Annotated in this window: 15 protein-coding genes, 1 tRNA gene and 1 pseudogene; 10 read left to right on the top strand and 7 right to left on the bottom strand. The window is 40.4% G+C overall.

The window, feature by feature from the left end; translation table 11 throughout:
* Position 1 precedes the first annotated feature (1 nt).
* The 5 genes from HW278_RS12580 to HW278_RS07110 all read right to left on the bottom strand — a co-directional run bounded on the left by HW278_RS12580 (position 2) and on the right by HW278_RS07110 (position 7,262).
* A complete protein-coding gene (locus tag HW278_RS12580; protein WP_255493551.1) occupies positions 2-133 on the bottom strand; it encodes a hypothetical protein in 132 nt (43 codons plus the stop codon).
* A 65-nt stretch (positions 134-198) separates the two neighbouring features.
* Positions 199-1,539 carry a DUF4302 domain-containing protein gene (locus HW278_RS07125; RefSeq protein WP_178977393.1) on the bottom strand — a complete coding sequence of 447 codons (1,341 nt, stop codon included), beginning with the start codon at positions 1,537-1,539 and terminating at the stop codon, positions 199-201.
* Positions 1,540-1,552: 13 nt separating this feature from the next.
* Complete coding sequence (locus tag HW278_RS07120) at positions 1,553-2,395, bottom strand: putative zinc-binding metallopeptidase (RefSeq protein ID WP_178977392.1); 843 nt, start codon at positions 2,393-2,395, stop codon at positions 1,553-1,555.
* A 25-nt stretch (positions 2,396-2,420) separates the two neighbouring features.
* Positions 2,421-3,905 carry a RagB/SusD family nutrient uptake outer membrane protein gene (locus HW278_RS07115; RefSeq protein WP_178977391.1) on the bottom strand — a complete coding sequence of 495 codons (1,485 nt, stop codon included), beginning with the start codon at positions 3,903-3,905 and terminating at the stop codon, positions 2,421-2,423.
* A 12-nt stretch (positions 3,906-3,917) separates the two neighbouring features.
* Complete coding sequence (locus tag HW278_RS07110; protein ID WP_178977390.1) at positions 3,918-7,262, bottom strand: SusC/RagA family TonB-linked outer membrane protein; 3,345 nt, start codon at positions 7,260-7,262, stop codon at positions 3,918-3,920.
* 1,237 nt (positions 7,263-8,499) lie between these two features.
* Here HW278_RS07110 and msrB point away from each other — a divergent pair.
* The 7 genes from msrB (at position 8,500) to HW278_RS07075 (ending at position 13,784) form a co-directional block, all read left to right on the top strand.
* Entirely contained in the window at positions 8,500-9,618 is a 1,119-nt protein-coding gene (msrB, locus tag HW278_RS07105; RefSeq protein WP_178977389.1) for a peptide-methionine (R)-S-oxide reductase MsrB, read from the top strand.
* Between the two features lie 230 nt (positions 9,619-9,848).
* Positions 9,849-10,970 (top strand): Mrp/NBP35 family ATP-binding protein, encoded by a 1,122-nt coding sequence (locus HW278_RS07100; RefSeq protein WP_178977388.1) that lies wholly within the window; start codon positions 9,849-9,851, stop codon positions 10,968-10,970.
* Between the two features lie 67 nt (positions 10,971-11,037).
* The gene (locus HW278_RS07095) at positions 11,038-11,277 is read left to right on the top strand and encodes a NifU family protein (protein ID WP_009421579.1); all 240 of its coding nucleotides are present in this window, start codon (positions 11,038-11,040) and stop codon (positions 11,275-11,277) included.
* 12 nt (positions 11,278-11,289) lie between these two features.
* Positions 11,290-11,784: a hypothetical protein gene (locus HW278_RS07090; protein ID WP_053581602.1), complete on the top strand. Its 495-nt coding sequence runs from the start codon at positions 11,290-11,292 to the stop codon at positions 11,782-11,784.
* A 12-nt stretch (positions 11,785-11,796) separates the two neighbouring features.
* Positions 11,797-12,513 (top strand): pyridoxine 5'-phosphate synthase, encoded by a 717-nt coding sequence (locus tag HW278_RS07085; protein ID WP_178977387.1) that lies wholly within the window; start codon positions 11,797-11,799, stop codon positions 12,511-12,513.
* Between the two features lie 75 nt (positions 12,514-12,588).
* The gene (gene fbp, locus HW278_RS07080; protein ID WP_015782248.1) at positions 12,589-13,614 is read left to right on the top strand and encodes a class 1 fructose-bisphosphatase; all 1,026 of its coding nucleotides are present in this window, start codon (positions 12,589-12,591) and stop codon (positions 13,612-13,614) included.
* Positions 13,615-13,711: 97 nt separating this feature from the next.
* Positions 13,712-13,784, top strand: a tRNA-Phe gene (locus tag HW278_RS07075).
* 111 nt (positions 13,785-13,895) lie between these two features.
* On the opposite strand, the gene HW278_RS07070 is transcribed toward HW278_RS07075, so the two are convergent.
* Positions 13,896-14,570 carry a porin family protein gene (locus HW278_RS07070; RefSeq protein WP_009419037.1) on the bottom strand — a complete coding sequence of 225 codons (675 nt, stop codon included), beginning with the start codon at positions 14,568-14,570 and terminating at the stop codon, positions 13,896-13,898.
* 131 nt (positions 14,571-14,701) lie between these two features.
* Between HW278_RS07070 and HW278_RS07065 the strand changes: the two genes are divergently transcribed.
* The 3 genes from HW278_RS07065 to HW278_RS07055 all read left to right on the top strand — a co-directional run bounded on the left by HW278_RS07065 (position 14,702) and on the right by HW278_RS07055 (position 19,466).
* Complete coding sequence (locus tag HW278_RS07065) at positions 14,702-16,003, top strand: hydroxymethylglutaryl-CoA reductase, degradative (RefSeq protein WP_178977386.1); 1,302 nt, start codon at positions 14,702-14,704, stop codon at positions 16,001-16,003.
* 1,045 nt (positions 16,004-17,048) lie between these two features.
* Positions 17,049-18,338 (top strand): leucine-rich repeat domain-containing protein, encoded by a 1,290-nt coding sequence (locus HW278_RS07060; protein WP_178977385.1) that lies wholly within the window; start codon positions 17,049-17,051, stop codon positions 18,336-18,338.
* 45 nt (positions 18,339-18,383) lie between these two features.
* The gene (locus HW278_RS07055) at positions 18,384-19,466 is read left to right on the top strand and encodes an OmpA family protein (RefSeq protein ID WP_178977384.1); all 1,083 of its coding nucleotides are present in this window, start codon (positions 18,384-18,386) and stop codon (positions 19,464-19,466) included.
* A 353-nt stretch (positions 19,467-19,819) separates the two neighbouring features.
* Here HW278_RS07055 and HW278_RS12825 read toward each other — a convergent pair.
* Positions 19,820-21,888 (bottom strand): annotated as a pseudogene (locus HW278_RS12825) (GDSL-type esterase/lipase family protein).
* Positions 21,889-21,945 lie beyond the last annotated feature (57 nt).

The following is a 21,945-nucleotide window of genomic DNA, read 5'->3' as shown; positions in this document are numbered from 1 at the left end:
TTTATGGATGTTTTATTTTCCAAATAGATAGCACAATAAGCAGTAATAGGGCAGTAATACCTATTACTGAGGGCTCATAGAAAATATGGGTAATGAGCAGGAGTACGCATACTATAAGGATAAATTTGTACATAATTAACATAAGAATTTGAAACACATTAGAGGTTACTTTTTGTAGACTCTAATGTGTTTCTTTTTTTAATTACTTGCATAAGCAAGGAAAGAAAATGTAGGTATACTACGACTTGTCAATGAGTATATAGTATTAGTATACTTGATATTTTTTGGATATTTGTCTATATAAAAACCTTCCGAAGAGGCAGACAAAATGTTATTGATAGCTGAAGTAACTTTTGCAAAAACATCGGCATTCTCCGGAGCTCTCCAAAGAGCAATATCAGTAGTACCATTCGTTGTGAATTGTGGATTCGATAAAAACAAACGTTTGTTTTTAAATTCGTAATCATATGTATATACAATTCTAGACAAGTTAGATTTATTAGGGAATGCATAAAGCAATGTAACATCACATTTTCCAGTATTTTTGTCAAAAACAAAATAAATTCTACTGAACGATTTAGTGTTATCTATTTTCAAGACATTTTGGACAAATGTTTCTGAACTATACTGAGCTAAAGGATCTCCAAAGAATAGTAATTGTTTATATTTAGTTCCTATGTCTTTATAATCATCACTGACAAATTCATCAGGAGGAAACTGAGAGAAAAAGGCTTCAGCGGTTACACCATCTACGGTTGCTTTGTAAGTAGGAGGAGTAGTGCTGTTATCGCATACTAATTCTGTAAAGGCCTTACCTTGTAAAGTGAGAGCAGGGTTAAAAGTAATACCTGCTTTACTGGACGAAACAGTTGCTCGTAAAGTGGTATTGGGGTCAGAAAGAGGAGTAAGAAGTATGTTTCTGCTATCATACTCCATATTATAGTAAGTAGTTACGCCATTATTCTCCACTTTAAAATAGTATTTATCACTATTTTCTTCAAGAGTGTTTACATTTTTAGAAAGCGTTTCGATATCCGCCCAATCTTGTGCGGTAGCGGGCTCGAAATACACAAATTGTTCGGTTTTTTTACGCTGGGTTCTAAACTTGAGTTTATTACCTTCTTTACCGAAGTATACAAACTCAAAATCACCTGCAAAACCTACTCCTGGTATTCCTTTCTTTGCATCGGAGAGTTCGTGAAGATAATTTTTAGTTGTAAAAGAAAGCAAAGTGCCTTGCCCCCATTTAATTTCGTATTTACTACTTTTAGGGGTACCTGGTAAGGTTGCATCGGAAGCCATAGACACAAAACCTTCGGGGGTAAACTTCATCAAGAAGATAAAATTCCCGAAATTTTCATTGGTATGATATACGAACTTCCAACCTTGCTGAGGAGATGTGAGTTCTTGGCGCAATTCAGCTTGGTTTTGCTCAAAGCGTTGCTCAGGGGTTTTGCCTCCGAAGAGGTCATCGGGTTCATTTTTTCGGCAAGCAAAAAGTGCCAAAGCGATAAAGGATAAATATAATAACTTTTTCATCGTGTTTTAGGTTTTATTGTAATACAGATAGCATTTGGTTTTCTACTACTTCTTGTAGCTGGTAAATATCGATATTCCATTCACTTTTGAAGTACTCTACTACGAAAGCTTCTTTTTTGCGAATAAAGGCTCTACCTTTTTCATCACTAATAGCATTTACTTTAGCATCCCAAGCGGTTTTGCTCATACTGAGCATACCAGAGGTCATCTCGGCAAAATCTTCGATATCATTGAGCATAGAATATGGGGTGATAAAGCCTGCATTATTCGCATCGACTAATTTTACGTTGTACCAGTTTGAAGTATAGCCAGAAGGAGTGATTTTTCCATACTCTTCAGAGTAAGGTTTTTTCTGGTTGATAATGTGGCAATACTCGTGGTGAATGGTATGGAAATACTGACGAGTACCGCTGTGGTTGTGAGTGTCGAGTTGGTCTACATTAAAAAGGGTGATCTTCATACCACTATCGGCAAACCCAAGGGTAATAGTACCATCGCTGTTTACATTATAACCTCCGATAAGCGAGATTTGGCGCGGAGCAATACTTTTGATAAAGTCTTGTCCTGCCACTTGGGTATAAGCATCAATCCATACTTTTTTTACGATTTCGAGCATCGGTTGCACTTTTGCTTCGGTAGGAGGGTAAAAGTATTTTCCCATTTCAAAATCAGCATCTATATAGTTATAGGTAACTATAATGTTATAGGGGCGCTGGAAATTGTCGTAGATATAGGTGTCTAACGGAGTTTTAGCCGTTACACGAGGCTGAATTACACTCTCGGGGTCGAGGTTTTCTTTGTTGTTGCAGGCAGCTAATGATAGAGCCAACACTGCTGTGATATATAATTTTTTCATACTATTAGCAAATTATGATTAACAATTAACGAGGGTTTGAGGTGATACCATTGGAGATAGCATCTTCAGGGATTTGCAGTTCACGGCGAGGATCTTTTTTAGGAAGCTCTAAGGTTTCGCTACCTTTTTGGTGAACAACTTTCATACCGAGGCGTTTGTTATCGATCCAACGCAAACCTTCGAACACGAAAGCAGCTCTTCTCACATCTACTACGCATTGCAACCATTCGCGTTGCTGGGTAGAGAGGGTGTAGGCCGGGTCGAACTCAGTACCTTTATTTTGATAAAGCCTATTCATAGTAGCTTCATCTAAAGCAAAGTTAGGACGAATGTTTTGTGACGTTTTCTTTCTTAAATACAGTACTAAATCAGTAAGGAATTTAGCTTTTTCACCTTTCATCACGTAAGCTTCCAAACGGTTTAGGAAGACCTCGTCGTAAGAAATAAGTACTGCCATATTGTAAGGGTAGCCATTTCCAGTTGAAACATTGGTGTATTTGAAATACTCTTGGAATTTAGGGATATTGCGATAGTCCTCATTTCCAAAAACCGGATAAGACCAGTCTAATCCGAAGGGGTGAGAGTCTGCACTCAATATTTCTTCAGATTTTTCTAAGGTTAAGCCGTATTTATTGAACGCAAAATTTCTACTATATACAGAAGAAGCTCCTACTATCAAGGCATTAGCAGGTTCATCGGCGCTGGCGTAGAGCAACCTTTGTTGTGCGTAAGTACGAGAGCGTTGTGCCTTCACGTCGCGTAGTTTGTTATCGGGGTTAGCCCCTAAGGCTATGTCAGCGTGTTCTATTACCTTATCCCAATCACCTTTTACTAAATAGAAACGGCTTGCAAAAGCGTGAGCAGCTTCTTTAGTAAAATGGAATTTAGGTTTAGTATATTTGCTATTATCGATAAGAGATATGCCTTCAATCAAGTCTTTTTCGATAGCATCGTAATAATCCTTTAAAGGGATACGTTTGTATATTTCAAAAACTTTTCTTTCGGCTTTGGTACTATAGGGTAAACCTAAATCGGAAGTGGCAGTAGCGGGGTTGTAGGGCTTACACCAGAATAGCCCCAACATAAAGTGTGCATAAGCACGTGCGACAAGAGCTTCGCCTTTGAGGTAGTTCAGGTTGCTGTTGCCACCGAGTTCTTGTACAGCTTCCAAAGCATAATTAGCAGTGGCTACTGCTTCATAAGCTGCGTAGAAATAATGAGCAGGCGTATCTCTTGTATTGTACTCATTATTGGTTTCCCAAGCGTACATTTGATTGTTAAGCACAGAAGAAGGAGAGAGTTTTACTTTATCGCCTGCGTTATCGCTCATTGTTTCGCAAAACTCTGCATACAAAGCATTGGGATAGGCGGTAGCTAAGAGCTCTTGCACTTTTTCTGGAGAGTCGAGTTCAGTACGTGCATCAGGTACTTCGTCGAGGAACTTGTCGCAACTGCTAAGGGGAAGCCCCAAAGCAACTGCTATGATAGGGATATATATATTCTTTTTCATTTACTTACGTTTTTAGATTCCAAGGTTGATGGTAAAGGTATATTGAGCGGTTACCGGATAAGCTACCCCTCCAGAACGGAAGAATTCGGGGTCTTGACCGTTGAGGTTCTTATCGGAATAGATAAGGAAAGGGTTAGCTGCCTGCAAGCGCAAAGTAAGGTTGTTCACCTTCAATTGCTCTAACACTTCTTTGGGGAAAGTGTACGAAAGCGAGATGTTTTTCATACGTACAAACGAACCATCTACTACACGTTCGGTAGAATAATTGTAAGCGTTGTACACGCGTCGTAGAGTTCTATATCCTATTTCGTTTACAGTTCTCTTATCGGCAATACCAGGGATATTGGTAATGTGTTCATCTCCGGGTTGTATCCAGCGGTTTCTCATTTCTTTAGGGAATACGCTGAGGTCGTTATAATCGATTGAATACTGGTCGGGTTTACGGAGCTTATTACCTGCTTGAGCGGTGATAAGAGTAGAAAGTTCCCAGTTTTTGTAACGGAAAGTATTAGAGAGACCAGCAGTGATATTAGGTTCTACCGCTCCTTCTTTTTTGAGGAACGACAAGATATTGTCGATTTGTTGGAAATCGATATCTTCAAACTTAGTACTGCCATTGCGGAGGTTGAACAAAGGTAAGCCTTTATCGTTCAATCCTTTGAAATCAAAAGAGTACAAGGTATTGCGAGCACCTCCCACTATATTTCCTCCTACTTCTCGTACTAAGTTATAAACGTTAGGGCGGTAGGTAAGTGATGTAATTTCTTGGTTAAAATAAGCGAAATTGATACCGGTATTCCAACTAAAATCATCGGTTTTGATGTTTTTAGTATCCAAAGCAAGCTCAATACCTTTGGTAGTCATAGCTGCATTGTTTGCCAATTTCAACAATTGTCCTCCTATCCCTGAGGTACGCACGTAGTCAATCAGGTCTTTAGAGTTCTTTTGGTACAAGTCCATAGAAAGATTCACACGGTTTTTAAACAAACCGAGTTCTACCCCGAAGTTAGTTTCATATACTTTTTCCCAAGTAAGTTGGGAGTTTTGGAGTTCGGCGATATAGATAGTGTTTTCTCTATCATTGAGGTTGTATCGGTTAGCCACTTGGTTTTTAAAGATAGCCAAGGCGTTGCTAGCTGAACCTAAACCAGCGATAAGTCCGTAGCTAAGGCGGAAAGCGAGGTTAGAGATGGTGTTATTATCTTCGAGGAATTTCTCGTTAGTAGCGTTCCAGCGCACACTAGCATTCCAAGTAGGTAACCAGCGAGCGCTTCGACTTCTACCTAATTGGTTAGAACCTTCATAATTCAGTGTTCCTGCAAACACATAGCGTTGTTGGTAACTATAAGTACCTTGCAAGAAGAAAGCTATACCGCGTTCTTTGGTAAAACCTTTTTCGAAATAAGGTGAGTTATCTTGAATTGCTTTTTGGATAGCGCGATAATCGGTAAAGGCGGTGCCTCCACGTGCAAACTGATAACCATAGCCAGTGAAAGTTTGATTATCACGGTCGGTATGGCGATACTCTTGTCCTAAGAATACTTTCACATCGTGTACATCTTTAAACAAACCTTTGTACTCTAAAGCGTTGCGGAAATAGTAACTTTGGAGGTTGTTTTCAGTAAGCTTATAAATACCTCCGTTAGGCAATACTATTTGTGGGATTCTGTCGGGATTTTCAGGGTCTTCAAACAAGAAAGGGTTGGCTTTAGCAATCACGGTAGTGCGATTGGCGCGATAAGCCCCTACTACGTTAGTGTTTTCTTTCATAGAATGTTCGTTCGAGCTCTTTACGTGACGAACAGAACCGAGGAAGTTGTATTTAAGACCTTTGGCTAATTTTATTTCTAAATCACCTTGAATTTTATACTCAAGTACGTTCAAATCCATATAGTTATTAGCGAGCTCGTTGAGGATGTTCATAGGAGCATAGTTATAGCTGTAATACTCATACTTACCATCATCGCCATAAGGGCGTAAGGCGCGTGTGGTGTTGAGCGCATAGCTAAAAGGGTTGATATCGAAATCACGGTCGTAACCACCGCTCACGGTATTAGCTGAACGGTTATAAGTACCAGGAGCTCTTTGGGTACGGATAGAGCCTTGAGTAAGGATTCCCACTTTCACGTTTTGTGAAAGATTATAAGTTGTTTTGAGGTTACCGGTTACGCGGTGTACGCGGTCAGCAATCGTCCAACCGGGATCTACAAAAAAGCCCACAGAACCGTATACAGTTGCGTTTTCACCTCCTCCTGAAAGGCTCACCGTATGGTTTTGAGTAAGCGACGGACGGAAGAGCGTTTTGAACCAATCGGTATTAGCATATTCATATTTGCGCAAGAAGGCGATGCGAGCGGCTTCGGTATTTTCTAAGCCATAGCGACCGGTAGCAGGATCATACGTATCAATAGCGCGATACATTATATTATAAGCCCCACCGTAACGCGCTTGGGTATATGAAGAAAGAGAAAAGTAGCCTTTTTGTTCCAATTCGCGGTAGATACCCATTGACTCTTGAGAGTTCATAATATCGTACTGATTGTAGTTAGGAATCATACGAACGGATTGCTCCAATTGGTAGTTTATCTGTGTTTTTATGTTTTTCTTACCACTTTTGGTAGTGATAATCACGGCACCGTTCAGAGCGCGTGCTCCATAGAGAGAAAGAGCTGAGGCGTCTTTGAGGATTTCGATACTCTCGATATCGTTGGCATTGATACCTGATATAGCAGAGCTTACGAGGGTAGAAGCATCACCCGAAGCGAGTTGTTCGAAGCTGAGGTTTACTACCTCTTCTTGTACGGCACCATCGACCACCCATAGCGGTTTGGTATCGCCGAAGATAGATGAGCCCCCGCGAATGGTAATTTTAGGTGAAGTACCAAAAGTACCGGAGATGTTCTGCACGTTTACCCCTGCTGATCGACCTTCGATCATACGACCTACATCGACCACACCGTCCATTTTGATATTGTCGGCTTTGAGGGTTTGTGAACTACCGGTAAAGAGTTTTTTGTTAATTTCTTGGTAACCGGTGAGTACCACTTCTTTAAGCTGTTGGGCTTCGTCTTGAAGGGTAACGTTAATCACTTTGGCAGTACCTACTACTTTCTCTACTGAGGCGCTCCCCAGCTGAGAAAAAACTAATACGGCGCTGTCATTGGGTACTTTAATAGAGTATTTACCATCGAAATCGGTGGCGACCCCGTGAGAAGTACCTTTTACCAGTACTGAGGCACCGGGTAGTGGAGTGCCTGCTTCATCTTTTACTACCCCTGTTACGGTGCGTTCTTGGGCAAAGGCAACACCAAAGAACAGCACAGTGCATAACAGTGCATACATCAATTTTTCTTTCATCGCTATTATATTATTTCGTTCAATTAATTTTGCAAAGGTTCAGAAAAAAAAATTATAAAAGCAAATTTTATGGGTAATTTTTTTCTATGTTAAATAACCAAATGTGTATAATTTCCTAATGCTATTTTTTGAATAAAACAAGTGCATTTTCTGAAAATACCCTATTTTTTTTCATCATTTTGCTGAATTCTTTGCAATATTTTCAGAGAATCGCCAAAAACATTGCGTTTTTTTCAGTTTTTCACATATTGCTTTGCAAAATACTTATTTTCAAGTATATAGGGACTCATAATTCGCTTTTAAGCGCTATTTATTAAACTGTAACTTTCTGTGAAATTTAACTTTATTTAACATTTTGAAATATTATTCTTTTATTGAAATTGAAGTGTTTTTAGGCTAATGAGAGTTTGAGTGATTAGTAAATTAGGTGCGAACCGTACGGGCGGGAGAAAATTAGGAAATTAGAAAATTAGAGAATTAGGAAATGAGGAAAAGAGGTACGAGTCGCACGGGCAATTTTTTGGAGCATCAACTTTGACAAAGTTTTAAACTTTGCCAAAGTTTGAGATGAAAAAGCGATGTGTTGGGGCTGTTAGGGGCATTCGGAAGGAAACGGAGAAATTCAAAAAAGGGGAAGTAGGGTTTTTGATGAAAAAAGGGTGTAAGGAGGGTGTGGTTAGCTTATAGAGAGCTTATAGGAAGCTTATACGAATCTTGGACGATTGTTATAGAAAGGGTATATAAAAAGTTGATTCATAATATAATACAGCGATATAAAAAATGGCAAAAAGAGGGTTTCGAGGCGAAAGAAAGAGGAAGAGGCACTAGGCCTTAGGCCATAGGCAATAGGGGGGGAGTATGACGGAAAGGAGAAGGGATAATTAGGGAATTAGCAAATTAGAAAATTAGTAAATGGGGAAGTGTGAGGTCTTAGGCCATAGGCAATAGGGATAACATCCCACTTTACACACACTCCGCTCTCGCAGACTTCCGTTCAAAAAGAGGAATGTTGTGACGGAAAAAGGAAGAAATGACGAAGGGCGAGGGGCGAATGACGAGGGACGAATAAAGAAAAGGGTTATATTAACTAACAATCCTTCCGCTAAGGCGTTTCTTATAGCCTACACCTCATTTTCTAATTTACTAATTTACTAATTAGTCTGGCATTATTTTTGAAGCTCTATTGCGGTAAAATAAATCATCAACAAGAACTCATCAATTAAAAAAATCATTAAGAATGAAAACCTATTTTTTCTGCCTTATGGCAATAGCTTTCACAACAGGGTGTGCTAACGGCAATAGCCAAAGAACACCCTCACTTATCACTAACGACGAAAATTCAACTCATCAACAAGCAGAAATGAAAAAAACAAACAAATCAAAATCTACTGACATCTATTTTGCAGGAGGTTGCTTCTGGGGTACCGAACACTTCTTTAAACAAATTCGCGGAGTACTCGCCACCGAAGTAGGCTATGCCAATGGCAAACTCTCCAAAGCCCCCAGTTACGAACAAGTAAGTACAGGCAATACAGGTTTTGCCGAAACCGTAAAAGTAACCTACAACCCTCAACTCATCGACCTCAACCAACTGCTCGACCTCTATTTCAAAATCATCGACCCTACTTCTCTCAACAAACAAGGCAACGACCGTGGCACGCAATACCGCACAGGCATCTATTACGTAAACGAAACCGAAAAACCGCTTATCGACAAAGCTATTGCCACACTTGCCACTCAATACAGTAAACCCATAGTAGTAGAAGTGCTCCCTTTAAAGAACTTTTATAAAGCCGAAGAATATCATCAGGCGTATTTAGATAAGAATCCGCAAGGCTATTGCCATATTTCACCAGCCTTGTTTGAAATAGCACGCAAAGCCAATCCAGTCAAACAGAAAGGCTTTAAAAAACCTTCTCAAGCCGACCTTCGTAAGCAACTCACCCCCGAGCAATACGCCGTTACCCAAGAAAGCGCTACCGAGCGCCCATTTGCCAATGCCTATTACAACGAGTTCCGCGAAGGTATTTATGTGGATATTACCACCGGCGAACCCCTCTTTATCTCTACCGATAAGTTCGAATCAGGCTGTGGCTGGCCAAGTTTCTCTAAACCTATTGATAAAAAACTCATAGAAGAAAAAACCGATAAATCTCATAATATGACTCGTACCGAAGTGCGCAGTAAGTTAGGCGACGCACATCTCGGTCACGTTTTTAACGATGGACCTAAGGATAAAGGAGGCTTGCGCTATTGTATCAACAGTGCCTCATTGCGCTTTATCCCCAAAGACGATATGGAAAAAGAAGGTTATGGCAAATATATATCCCTCTTAGAGAAAAAAACTAAAAAATAAAAAATTAATACTCTCATTCTAAGAAAGGGGAAGGCTACTATTTTAGGTCTTCCCCTTTTTACTTATTACTTATCATACACTTAGCCCAAGCTATACTTCCTCCTATCTTTAATTTCGCTTCTTCGTCCTACAAACAATTTTTTAAATTTGCTTTTCTCATTTTAAAGTTCTACCTTTGCAAAACTTTTAACCATTAACCTTTCATTAACTCTTAACTCATAACTAAAAAGATGATTATTCAAAAAAAAGACGTATTAGAAGCGCTCCGCAAGATTACCACTCCTGGTGAAGGAAAAAATATGGTAGATAGCGGTGCTGTACAAAATATAGTAGTTTTCGGTGATGAAGTGGTAGTAGATGTAGTGATAAACAACCCCAGTCTGCAAGCCAAAAAACGCACCGAAGTAGAGGTGATGAAAGCCATTCACGGCGAAGTAAACGAGAAAGCCAAAGTAGTGGTAAATGTAAAAGTAATCGCCCCCGAAGTTACTGAAATTAAAGGGAAACCTATTCCAGGTATTCAGAATATCATAGCCGTTGCCTCAGGCAAAGGAGGCGTAGGAAAGAGTACTGTTACAGCCAACTTAGCAGCAGCACTTGCCAAAATGGGCTTCAAAGTAGGTGTACTCGATGCCGATGTATATGGTCCTTCTATCCCTATGATGTTCGATGTAGCCACCGAGCGTCCGCGTTCAGTAACCATTGAGGATAAATCGTTTATTCAGCCCATCGAAAACTACGGGGTAAAAATACTCTCAATTGGGTTCTTTACCAATGCCAATCAAGCAGTGATATGGAGAGGTCCTATGGCAGCCAAAGCCCTTAACCAGCTCATTTTCGAGGCTTATTGGGGCGAATTAGATTTTCTCCTCATCGACCTTCCCCCAGGTACAGGCGACATTCACCTGAGCATTATGCAAGCCTTACCTATCACAGGGGCAGTAGTAGTGAGCACTCCACAGCCTGTCGCCCTTGCCGATGCTCGTCGTGCGGTAGCAATGTTCGGACAAGAAAATATCAATGTGCCTGTGTTGGGTATCGTAGAAAATATGGCTTACTTTACCCCTGAGGAATTGCCGAACAACAAGTATTATATCTTTGGTAAAGAGGGAGCTAAACACTTGGCAGGAGAACTAAAAGTGCCTTTCTTAGGCGAAATACCCTTAGTACAAGCCGTTCGTGAAGCAGGCGATACAGGGCAACCCATAGCGTTGCAAGAAGACAGTCCGCAAGCAAAAGCCTTCCACTCCTTAGCACAAGAAGTGGTGAAGAATGTAGTCACTCGCAACGAAAACCTCCCACCCTCTGAGGCTATCAAGATTACCAATATGGCAGGGTGCAGTAGTAAATAATAAGAAACCAAAAGAGTTATACTTACCCTTTTACCTTTTATCTTTTAACTCTTAACACCTAATATCAATGAACCCAGAAGAACTTAAACAAGAAGTAATAAAAGCTTTAGATAAGATACGTCCCTATTTGCAAAACGATGGGGGAGATATTTCTTTAGTGGATATCGAAGATGGCAAAATCGTAAAAGTGCGATTAGAAGGTACTTGCACTAACTGTTCAGTAAACCAACTCACACTTAAAAGTGGAGTGGAAATGACTATCAAAGAGTTTGTACCTCAAATAGAAAAGGTAATCAGCGTGGAATAACTAATCAGTATAATGGCAACGAATAAAGAATCGAGAAAAGAATATTGGAAACGCAAGTGGCTCAGTAAATACCGCTTGGTAGTAATGGACGACAGTACTTATGAGGAGAAAACCTCCTTCCGCTTGAGTCGTCTTAATATCTTTGTGTTTGGTTCCTTGTTTGCCTTTGTGCTCATTACGCTCACCACCGTGCTGATTATCTATTCACCTTTGCGTCAGTATATCTTAGGGTATACTGCCGTAGAAAACAAACGCGAGACTTTAAACTTGCTTTTTAGGGTAGATTCCTTAGAAGGTAAAATACAAAGTAATGATGAGTATCTCGCTTCACTGAAAAAGGTGCTTGTAGGTAATATCAAACCTCAACAAGACAAAGATACTACCAGCTTTAACATCTCCGACCCTAAATACAACCCTAAGGCTTACAGGACAACTCCTACAAAAAAAGATTCTATTCTTCGTAAAGAAGTAGAAGAGGAAGAGACTCAACCTCAAGACAGTTTATAATACAAAAAAACAATGACAAAACTAAGTGTAAACATTAATAAGATTGCCACCTTGCGCAATGCTCGTGGAGGCAATATCCCCGATTTGTTACAAGTAGCCAAAGATGTACAACAGTTTGGTGCCGAAGGTATCACTATTCACCCTCGCCCCGATGAACGTCATATCCGCTACCAAGATGCCTTCGATTTGCTAAAAGTAGTAACCACCGAGTACAATATTGAGGGCAACCCTATCCCTAAGTTTATAGATTTAGTGTTACAAGTAAAACCTACCCAAGTAACTCTTGTTCCTGATGCCGAAGATGCTATTACCTCTAATGCAGGTTGGGATACTGTTAAACACAAAAGTTTCTTAACCGAAGTAGTTACCGAATTTAAGCGCAACGGCATTCGCACCTCTCTTTTTGTAGACCCAGTGGAAGCAATGGTAACGGCTACCGCTACCACAGGAGCTGACCGTGTGGAGCTTTATACTGAGAAGTATGCTCGTGAGTATGCTCGCGGTGATAAAACCCAGATAGCCCCTTATATAAAAGCAGCCTTAGAAGCACAAAAAGTAGGATTAGGACTCAATGCAGGACACGATTTGAGTCTCGACAATGTGAAGTACTTCAAAGATAATATTCCTAATTTATCAGAAGTATCCATAGGGCACGCACTTATTTGTGAAGCACTCTATTTAGGTTTAGAAAATGTAATACAACTCTACCTAAATAAATTGGCAGATTAGTAAATTTGTCAATTAGCAAATTAGGAAAAAGTGCCCCTTAGATTAGCCAATAATTATACATTAAATATCAACAAAATGAAAACACATCTTACCTTAGGGGAGTTCATCATTCAAAATCAGAAGGACTTCCAACATTCAACAGGTGAGCTCTCACGTTTGCTGAGTGCTATCAAATTAGCCTCTAAGTTAGTAAACCGTGAAGTAAATAAAGCGGGGCTTGTTGAGGATATTTTAGGCGATATGGGCAAGGAGAATATCCAAGGTGAAGTACAGAAGAAATTAGACGTCTTTGCTAATGATCTCTTTATCCGTGCGCTTACACAGCGCGATGTAGTATGTGGCATAGCTTCCGAAGAAAACGAATTCTTTATACCGATTACGGCTTCTGAAAACAGTCCTAATAGCAAATATGTGGTGCTCATCGACCCACTGGACGGTTCGAGCAACGCCGACGTAAATGTAACGGTGGGCACAATCTTCTCTATCTACAAACGTATAACTCCCATAGGTACACCTGTGCAATTGGAAGATTTCTTGCAAGAAGGCAAGAAGCAAGTGGCGGCAGGGTATGTGGTCTATGGGCTTTCTACTATGTTAGTCTACACTACAGGACACGGAGTAAACGGTTTTACACTCGACCCTTCTATCGGTACTTATTACCTTTCTCACCCTGATATGAGGTATCCCAAAGATGGTAATATTTATTCGATTAATGAGGGAAATTATGTGCATTTTCCACAAGGAGTAAAAGATTATATCAAATATTGCCAAGCATTAGAGGACGACCGTCCTTATACCTCTCGATATATAGGTTCTTTGGTCTCCGATTTTCACCGCAATATGCTCAAAGGTGGGATTTATATTTACCCGCAAGGTACACGTACGCCAAGAGGTAAATTACGCCTGCTTTATGAGTGCAATCCTATGGCTTTTCTTACTGAGCAAGCAGGAGGTAAAGCTTCAGATGGTTATGGACGTATAATGGACATCAAGCCTACAAAGCTACATCAGCGGGTGCCTTTCTTCTGTGGTTCGGAAAATATGGTGAAAAAAGTAGAGTCGTTTATGGCAAAATATCCAAAAGACAAACCTGAATATTAGTAAATTATAAAATAAAGAATAAAAAACTTGCAAAATATTTGCTCAATATTTTGCAAGTTTCGAAAATAGTATTACTTTTGCACCCGTAATGAAAGAAGGTACCTTAGCTCAGTTGGTAGAGCAAAGGACTGAAAATCCTTGTGTCCCTGGTTCGATTCCTGGAGGTACCACGAGATCTTCTTCATAGAGGAAATTTTTCATATTTTTAAGGATTAGGAATTGCAAAAGCCTCAGCGTAATGCTGAGGCTTTTGTTTTTTATTTTATACTATACTTTCCTATTTAAAATATTCTGTATCCTACTGAAAGGCTAAACACTTGGTTTGAGGTACTCTCAGAACGGTTAGGGAGCACATCGCTGAAACCTATACCGTACTGAATACCTGCTGTAAATCGTTTGATTTCTACGCCTGTGGCTAAGTTTAATCCAGCATCAAAAGGGCGTAAATCATCAGAAGAACGATTACCTATGCTGAGGGAATGGCGATTGGTTACTTTATAGTCCTTTAACTTATCTTTCTTGTAGTAAGCCCATTCTTCACGACTATTGCCCCACAAAGCAGCTGCTACATAAGGACCTGCTTTCCAAACGAGTTTTACATTCCTGAGTTTAAGTTTATAGCCTACATAAAAAGGCATCTCTAAATAACCATAAGTGTAATGCAACTCACTGATTTGTTTTTCTTTACCTTCTTTATATTTATACTCGTAGGCTTGCCCTTTGGTGTTGAGCATTAAACCTGTTTCAAGAGCAAATCCGGTAGGGAAGTTCAAACTGAACAACGCCCCTGTATGAAAACCTGGGGTAAAAGTTCTATCACTATTAGAAGAATCGGCGTAATAAAGTCCTGCTATATTGCCTCCTATTTTCACTTCTAAACCTGGCTTTACTTGTGCCTGTAACATCGCTATACTGCTGAATAACATTACAGCTAAAAATAGTTTTGTTCTTTTCATTCTATATTGATTTTTGTTATTTAAAGTACAAAGATACAAAATATTTTGTAAATGAACAAACTTGCGAATATATTAATTATTATTACCTTTGCCTCCCAAACTAAAAGCTGAACACTAATACTTAACAACTGATGAAACAGATAGACGGTTTTTCTAAACTTACCAAAGCCCAAAAGATTGCCTGGCTTTGCGATACTTATTTCCCTAATATAGAGAATGCTGCATCTTTTTTTGAAAAGTACCACAACGCTGATACTGACCTTCAAAAACTGCACGACGAGTTTATTGAAAATACAGTCTCTAACTACTATCTGCCCTTTGCGGTAGCACCTAACTTCCTCATCAACGGGCGCACTTATACTGTACCTATGGCTATTGAAGAGAGCTCGGTGGTGGCAGCTGCTAGCAGGGCAGCTAAATTCTGGCAAAGCCGTGGCGGTTTTCATACCGAAGTGCTTTCTACCGAAAAAACAGGGCACGTACATTTCTTCTTCTACGGTGAAAAAACTAATTTAGAAAACTTCTTCAACCACATACAACCCTTGATGCTCGCCAAAACGCAACCCATTACTGCCAATATGGAAAAACGCGGGGGCGGTATTACTTCTCTTACCTTAGTGGACAAAACCGATGCTTTGGCGCACTATTATCAGCTTTCGGCTACTTTTGAAACCTTAGACGCGATGGGTGCGAACTTCATCAATTCGTGCTTAGAATCCTTTGCACAGACGTTTAGAGAAGAAGCGGAACGGGACGCCTCTATCGGTGATAAGTATGAAATCGTAATGTCGATACTCTCGAACTATGTGCCTAACTGTTTGGTGCGCGCAAAAGTGCAATGCCCTATTGAGGAGTTGGAGATTGCCAACTTAAAAGGTGCTGAAGCTGCGAAGAAATTTGTGCAAGCACTCGCTATTGCCAATGCTGATGTGTACCGTGCTACCACTCACAACAAAGGTATAATGAACGGTATTGACTCGGTAATTTTGGCTACGGGTAATGATTTTCGTGCCATAGAAGCTGGTGCGCACGCTTATGCTGCTCGTAGCGGACAGTACAAGAGCTTATCGGGTGCGTGGATAGAGGGTGATACTTTCTTCTTTGCCCTTGAAATCCCTTTGGCTTTGGGCACCGTGGGCGGACTTACTACATTGCACCCTTTGGTAAAAACGGCTCTTGAAATCCTTGAAAAGCCTAACGCCCGTGAGCTAATGCAAATAGTGGCTTGTGTGGGGTTAGCACAGAACTTTTCGGCTGTAAGCTCGCTGATTAGTCTGGGAATCCAGAAGGGGCATATGAAAATGCACTTGAACAACATTTTTAACCAATTAGGGGCTACCGAAGAGGAAAAACGCGTACTTTCTTCTTATTTTAAAGATAAAACCGTAACATATAACGATGTAGCCGAAGCTCTCAAGAAAATTAGGAAATGAGGTGCGAGCCGCACGGGCAAATCTTTGGTAAAGTGTAGCGACGCAAAATTTGTAAACCAATACTGATGGACTTTAAATAAACTTCAAACGAAACTACAGTGGGTTTTCAGTGGGTCTACAGTGGGTCTACAGTGGGTCTATAGTGGGTCTATAGTGGCTCTACAGTGGCTCTATAGTGGCTCTACAGTGGCTCTACAGTGGCTCTACAGTGGCTCTACAGTGGCTCTACGATGATGATTAATTAAATTATAATTGAAAATTAATCGAGGTTATAGAGCTACTATCTTCTAATATCTCTCGTTCTACTGGTTAGACTTATCGGACATAAAATAACTAACGTGAGTTCGATATAAGAAAAGTGTAGCCTACACTACAGAAATCTTACAAATCTTTACAAATCAAACAAATAAATAGCAAGCGACCTAAAAGTCTCGGACTGATTACACGGACAGTCTTTCAATTGACAATTGACAATTGATAATTGACAAATGTGATGCGCACGGATTGGTAACTGCGTTGCTGGATTTTCACGAAGCAGTAACAGAAAGACGATTGTAAATTAATGTTGTATATATCGAACTGACGTTAAAAATAGTATCAAGACTACACCTTGTGAAATAACAATGAGGAATAACGAGGGAAAATTATAGGAAGAAAATGAGGAAAAAAATAATGGAAAATGAGGAGAAATAGAGAAAAAAGGGCTGAAAAGTGAGGAAAAAATGGGAATTATATAAAAGAGTAATTTTTTAGTATGTTTTGGGCACTACGTCAAAAATACTACAAGATTTAGTAAATAATTAGAGAACAATAGGTTACAAATGCAATTTTAGGGAGTTTTTAGGTGATTTTTGGTAAAGCAAGACCCTTTGCGAGCCCTTATTTTACGTGGATAAATAATTTCCCTTAACAATTGTTAAAAAACTACGTCATTAGTACGTCATTGAGGTAAAACGCGTTAAATTAATCTTAAAAAGTTTGGCAAATACTTGACAGCCCCCTTAACTTTGCAACGTTCAATTTTTACTAAAAAACGAAAAGAAATATGAGAAAAAACATCTTTGCATTAGTAGCTTTTACAGCACTTACTTTAGTAGGATGCAAATCAGAAGCCGATGACGGTGTGGGCGAGAAACCGCGTTCTAGCACCGAGACCAACTTTTTCTTCCGCAATGGTGCTACGCACACTATCCATATGCAAGAAAAAGAAAAACGGACCGTTACTATTGACGGTGCAACTGATAACTTCACTTATGAAGTTCCTGTGGGTTATTTGAGTGTAAGCAAGAGTACAGACCCCTCTCCCTCACTTGTTATTGAAGCTGAAGACGGCAGTACAGGCAGTCACGATATTCGTATCACCGATAAAACTGCTAATGGTGTAGGCATTACTGCTACCCTTACTGTAATAGTGGGCGAACGTGACAGAGGTTGGGACGGCAATAATTTTGTTATTGAGAATATTGACGGTGACAAAACTACCAAAGACGCTAAGGACTATGTAGACATAGAAGTTCCCGAAGGCTTTACTTACGATACCTCTACTTTAAAACCAGATGGTGCCGGCGAAAGGGTAACTGTTAAGCAAACAGGTAATTTATTAAAAGTAACGGCTAAAAACCATTACGATGAGACAACTCCTATTACCCTTAGATTGAAAAAGACCGATGCGGAAGACCGCGTGGTAACTATTAAACGCGTAACTAAATTTTGGAGAACCAACAATAATGGTATTGCCTTAGAAGGACTTTCTAGCAATGTATACGTTACCCAACGGAGTTTTGATATGTTGCAAAACCCACCAAAAGTACCTTATACAGTAAAAGAGGTTACGTATGGTTATAATAATTCCAACGTTTCTATAAGTGGATTCGAACTTTTCCGCAACCCTATTATTACAAAGATAGACCTTAACAATGTAGAAGTTATTAATTCATATGCTTTTTATTATTCTCAAAACTTAGTAACTGTTGTGGCGGATAAAGTAAAATATATATATGATGGAGCATTTGCCGGAACGAAAATCAAACGTATCAATTTACCTGAAATAGAGAGGATTAATGGTAGTAGTCCGTATTACTATACCTTCCCTACAACCTTACAGTCTATTACAATAGGAACCAAAGTAAAAACTCTTGACAATTACCTTTTCCTTAAAGAGTTAAGAGAAGTGCGTATAGCCTCGACTACACCAGGAGCTATTACAATGCAAAATCAGGTAATACAAGAAGGTAACAATACGACATTGTATGTACCAAGTGCCTATGTAAATGACTGGAAGCTTAAATTCCCTTGGGTAGAACAAACGTTTAAAGGGGGAATAAAAGGAATGTAAGAAAAGCGCGTGTAGCGACAAACTAATTTCTAAAACAAAACGAGAATGAACAGAATAAAAATACTTATGGTTGCTACCTTAGCAACCCTTAGCACAGGTGTGTTATCAGCACAAGATAACTACCGCCCTTGGCTCGTAGGAGTGGGCGTGAGCACCGTAGACTTTAAAGTACCTGAAAGAAGTGTAGTAAAAGACTGGTTCGGGTATCCTGATATGAATGTGGGCTTCCGCGTGAACGCTGCTCGATATATCAAAAAAGGTATTACTGCCGAAGCTGGTTTTGCTTATGCAAGCATTAAGAAAGACCAAAATTACTTCCCCGATGTAGAGGAAACGAAACTCACCAATGCGAAGAGTTATTGGGCTTTTGATGTACGTGGTCGTTATCACCTAAACCGCTTATGGAACGGATTGCCTTGGCTTGACCCTTATCCACAAGTGGGTGTAGGCATTGCCTCAGTAGATAACGAGAGCAAGTTTAAGTTTATTGCTGGTGTAGGAGTGAACTTCTGGTTTACTGATGTAGTAGGTGCCAATGTAAACACTGCCTACAACGTAGGAGGTGGAACCGGTCACGACTACTACCAATGGGGTGCTGGTGTAGTGCTTAAATTGCCTCTTACTGCCCGTGAGAATCCTATTGTAGACCACGTAGAACGCACCAAGGTAAAAGAACCTAAGGTAAAGAAAGAGCGCAAACGCGTATCGGCTAACAAAGCGATTACTCGTGTGGAAACGGCAGAAGAACGCGAAGCTCGTACCCAACGCGTGGTGAAACAGATAAACCTTTATGCTAAGACTATCTTGTTCGACACTGATAAATCGGTAGTGAAACCACAGGCTGAGTTTATCTTGGATAACATTGCTATCATTATGAACGAGAACCCTGATTTTAACTTTGTAGTAGAAGGTCATACTGATAACACCGGTACTCCTGAGCATAACCTCAAACTCTCACAAGACCGCGCTGATGCCATCAAGCAATACCTTTCTCGCCACGGTGTAAGCAAAAAACGCCTCGACGCCAAAGGTTATGGACAAACACGACCTATTGAGAGCAATGAGACCGAACGCGGAAAGGAAATTAACCGTAGGGTGGAAATAAACGTAGTGAAAGATAATCAGTAGTAATGGCAGTCTCCCACAGAAATAGGCGATAGAACTTCATCACAATGATAAACAAAAACTGTTTTTAGCCTCTGTGGGAGTCTTTTTTGAAAAACATCATTTTAAGACCAAAGATAAGAAGGTTTTTTTCATAAGGTGATATTTTTCTTCACCGCAACTAGTTAAATTATACAGTAATGAAGGCTTCCTGATGAGATATCGGGAAGCCTTATTTAGTCGTAGCACGACAGGCAATAGAATTAGAAAATTAGAGAATTAGGAAATGAGAAAATTAGGGAATAGAGGGAATAGAGGGGAAACGCGACGCAAAAGCAATTGCTTTATACTAATCACTAATCGTTAACCTCTAACCATTATTCTTCACTTGTAAAGGTACTGGCGGGGAGGTTGGCTTGGTTTACTAAATTGGCGTCGGTAACAGGGGTAAAAGCGTAGCGCACGACTTTAGGGGTAGCGACTTGATTGCTGGTTACTTTCACTTCTTCACCTACTATTTCGGCGGTAGCAGGATAAAAAATACCATTGCCGTCAGAAAGTTCAAAACCGCGTAAGGGCTTACCATCGGCGGTGTGTAAGCCTTGTGCATACTGAAAAGAAACTGTGGCTACTTTCCCACTGAAAGTCGCTGAACGGAACAAAGGTCCTGAAGGGATTATATTTGTCTTGCCATAAGTATCATTCAAAGCCCATTGCGCTAAGCGTTCGCCTATGGGTTGTTTGTTCTTTGGGTGTACATCGGTGGGGTGACCGTGGTCGTAAGATACTGCCATTCCGCTGTGTGGTATGTCTTTCATCAATCGACGTTGACTGTCTCTAAACCAACCCCACGACGGACGATTGATACTGGATAGCTGTACGTAGTAAAAAGGCATTTGTGGATTGCCAAACTCAGTGCGCCAACTCTTCACCAATAGAGGAAATAACTTGCTATGAGCGTCCTTGTTATGCGCATTCGATTCGCCTTGATACCATATTACCCCTTTGATAGCATAATGATTTAAAGGGAGTATTCCTGCTTCGAATAAATAAGCAGGCTCATAGGGGTGACGTTGGAGTTTATCCGTAGACTTTTTGATGTTCTCGGAAGCACGAGAGCGCACCCAATCCATTATAAAATCATTCTCACGCCAATTATAAAGAATACTTGGGAAGTTGTATTCCAAAGTACGACGGTCTATCCACGCTTCGGTAGGTGAGCCCCCACAGCATTGCAAATGAGCCCCACGGGCATATCCAAATCTTTTTGGAGAGTACGCCCGAAGTAATAAGCTACCGCAGAAAAATGGCTTACTGTTTTAGGAGAGCATACTTGCCACTGAGTAGGGCGGTAATATTGTAAATGGTTCAGCGAATCTAATACTGAGGGATTCCATTCTACGGGGTCGGTACGCCACCGTTCTTTCATATCAAATAGGCGGATATTAGGATTATCGGCTTGCGGAATATCCTTTTCGCCCGTAGAAGTTTGGTTCATATAAAACTCCATATTCGATTGCCCTGAGCAAAGCCATACTTCGCCGGCTACTACATTGGTAAAGGTGCGTTTTTCTTTTCCTGCTGTGATTTGGAGCGTATAGGTTTCTTTGGCAGTAAGTGGCGATAAGGTTACTTGCCATTTGCCATTGCTATCGGCGGTAGTGGTGAGTTGTTGTTTGCCTATCTTCACAGTGATTTTAGTATCTGTATTGGCGATACCGTGTAGGGTGAGAGGTATGCCGTGTTGCAACACCATATTATCGGAATAGATAGCGGGGAGGTGCAAACCTCGGTAATCGCCTGTAATGGCACTGTAAACTACCTGTGCCAAGATAGCCGCCCCTTGAACATTAGGGTGTACCGCATCGGGGAGCATTTGAGGAAAGTGATATAGAGGCTCGTGGAAGTCGATAAGTTGCACGCCCGCTTGCTTGGCGATGCGCTCTATGGCTTGTTGTATTTCGGCGTGCCAATCGCGGGTGCCAGATTCGAATCGCTTATGCCGATGTGCGAGAGGGGTCATACGAGCAATGAGAACACGCGCTTTGGGGTTCGCTTTTTTAAACGAAGCGATGAGAGACAGATAATCTTTTACGAAATCATCGCGGTAGTTAGGCCAGTTGCGGGGATCGGTATCGTTAATACCTAAGTGAATGACCACAATATCTCCTGCAAAGGCAAGTGCTTTTTTGTATTCTTCTTGCTGAATGTAAGGCTTATGCCCTTTGCTGAGCAAAGTAGCTCCTGAATGACCGAAGTTCTCCACCTCATAGCCTTTTCCTAACTGACGTTGGAGCACCGAAGGATAACTGTTTTGTTCGCGGTTTTCAATGCCATAGCCATAGGTAATACTATTGCCTACACACGCCACTTTAATAGGCTTTTTTTGTGCACAAGCAAAGGCGGTAAGGAGTAAGAGTGCGATAAAGAAAAGTTGCTTTTTCATTGGTTAGTATACTTAGAAAGTAAGAATGTTTTATATTAAGCTACAAAGGTAAGAAAA

Source organism: Capnocytophaga sp. oral taxon 902, assembly GCF_013394735.1.
Classification (GTDB): Bacteria; Bacteroidota; Bacteroidia; order Flavobacteriales; family Flavobacteriaceae; genus Capnocytophaga; species Capnocytophaga ochracea.
This window is presented reverse-complemented; position numbering and strand designations above follow the sequence as displayed.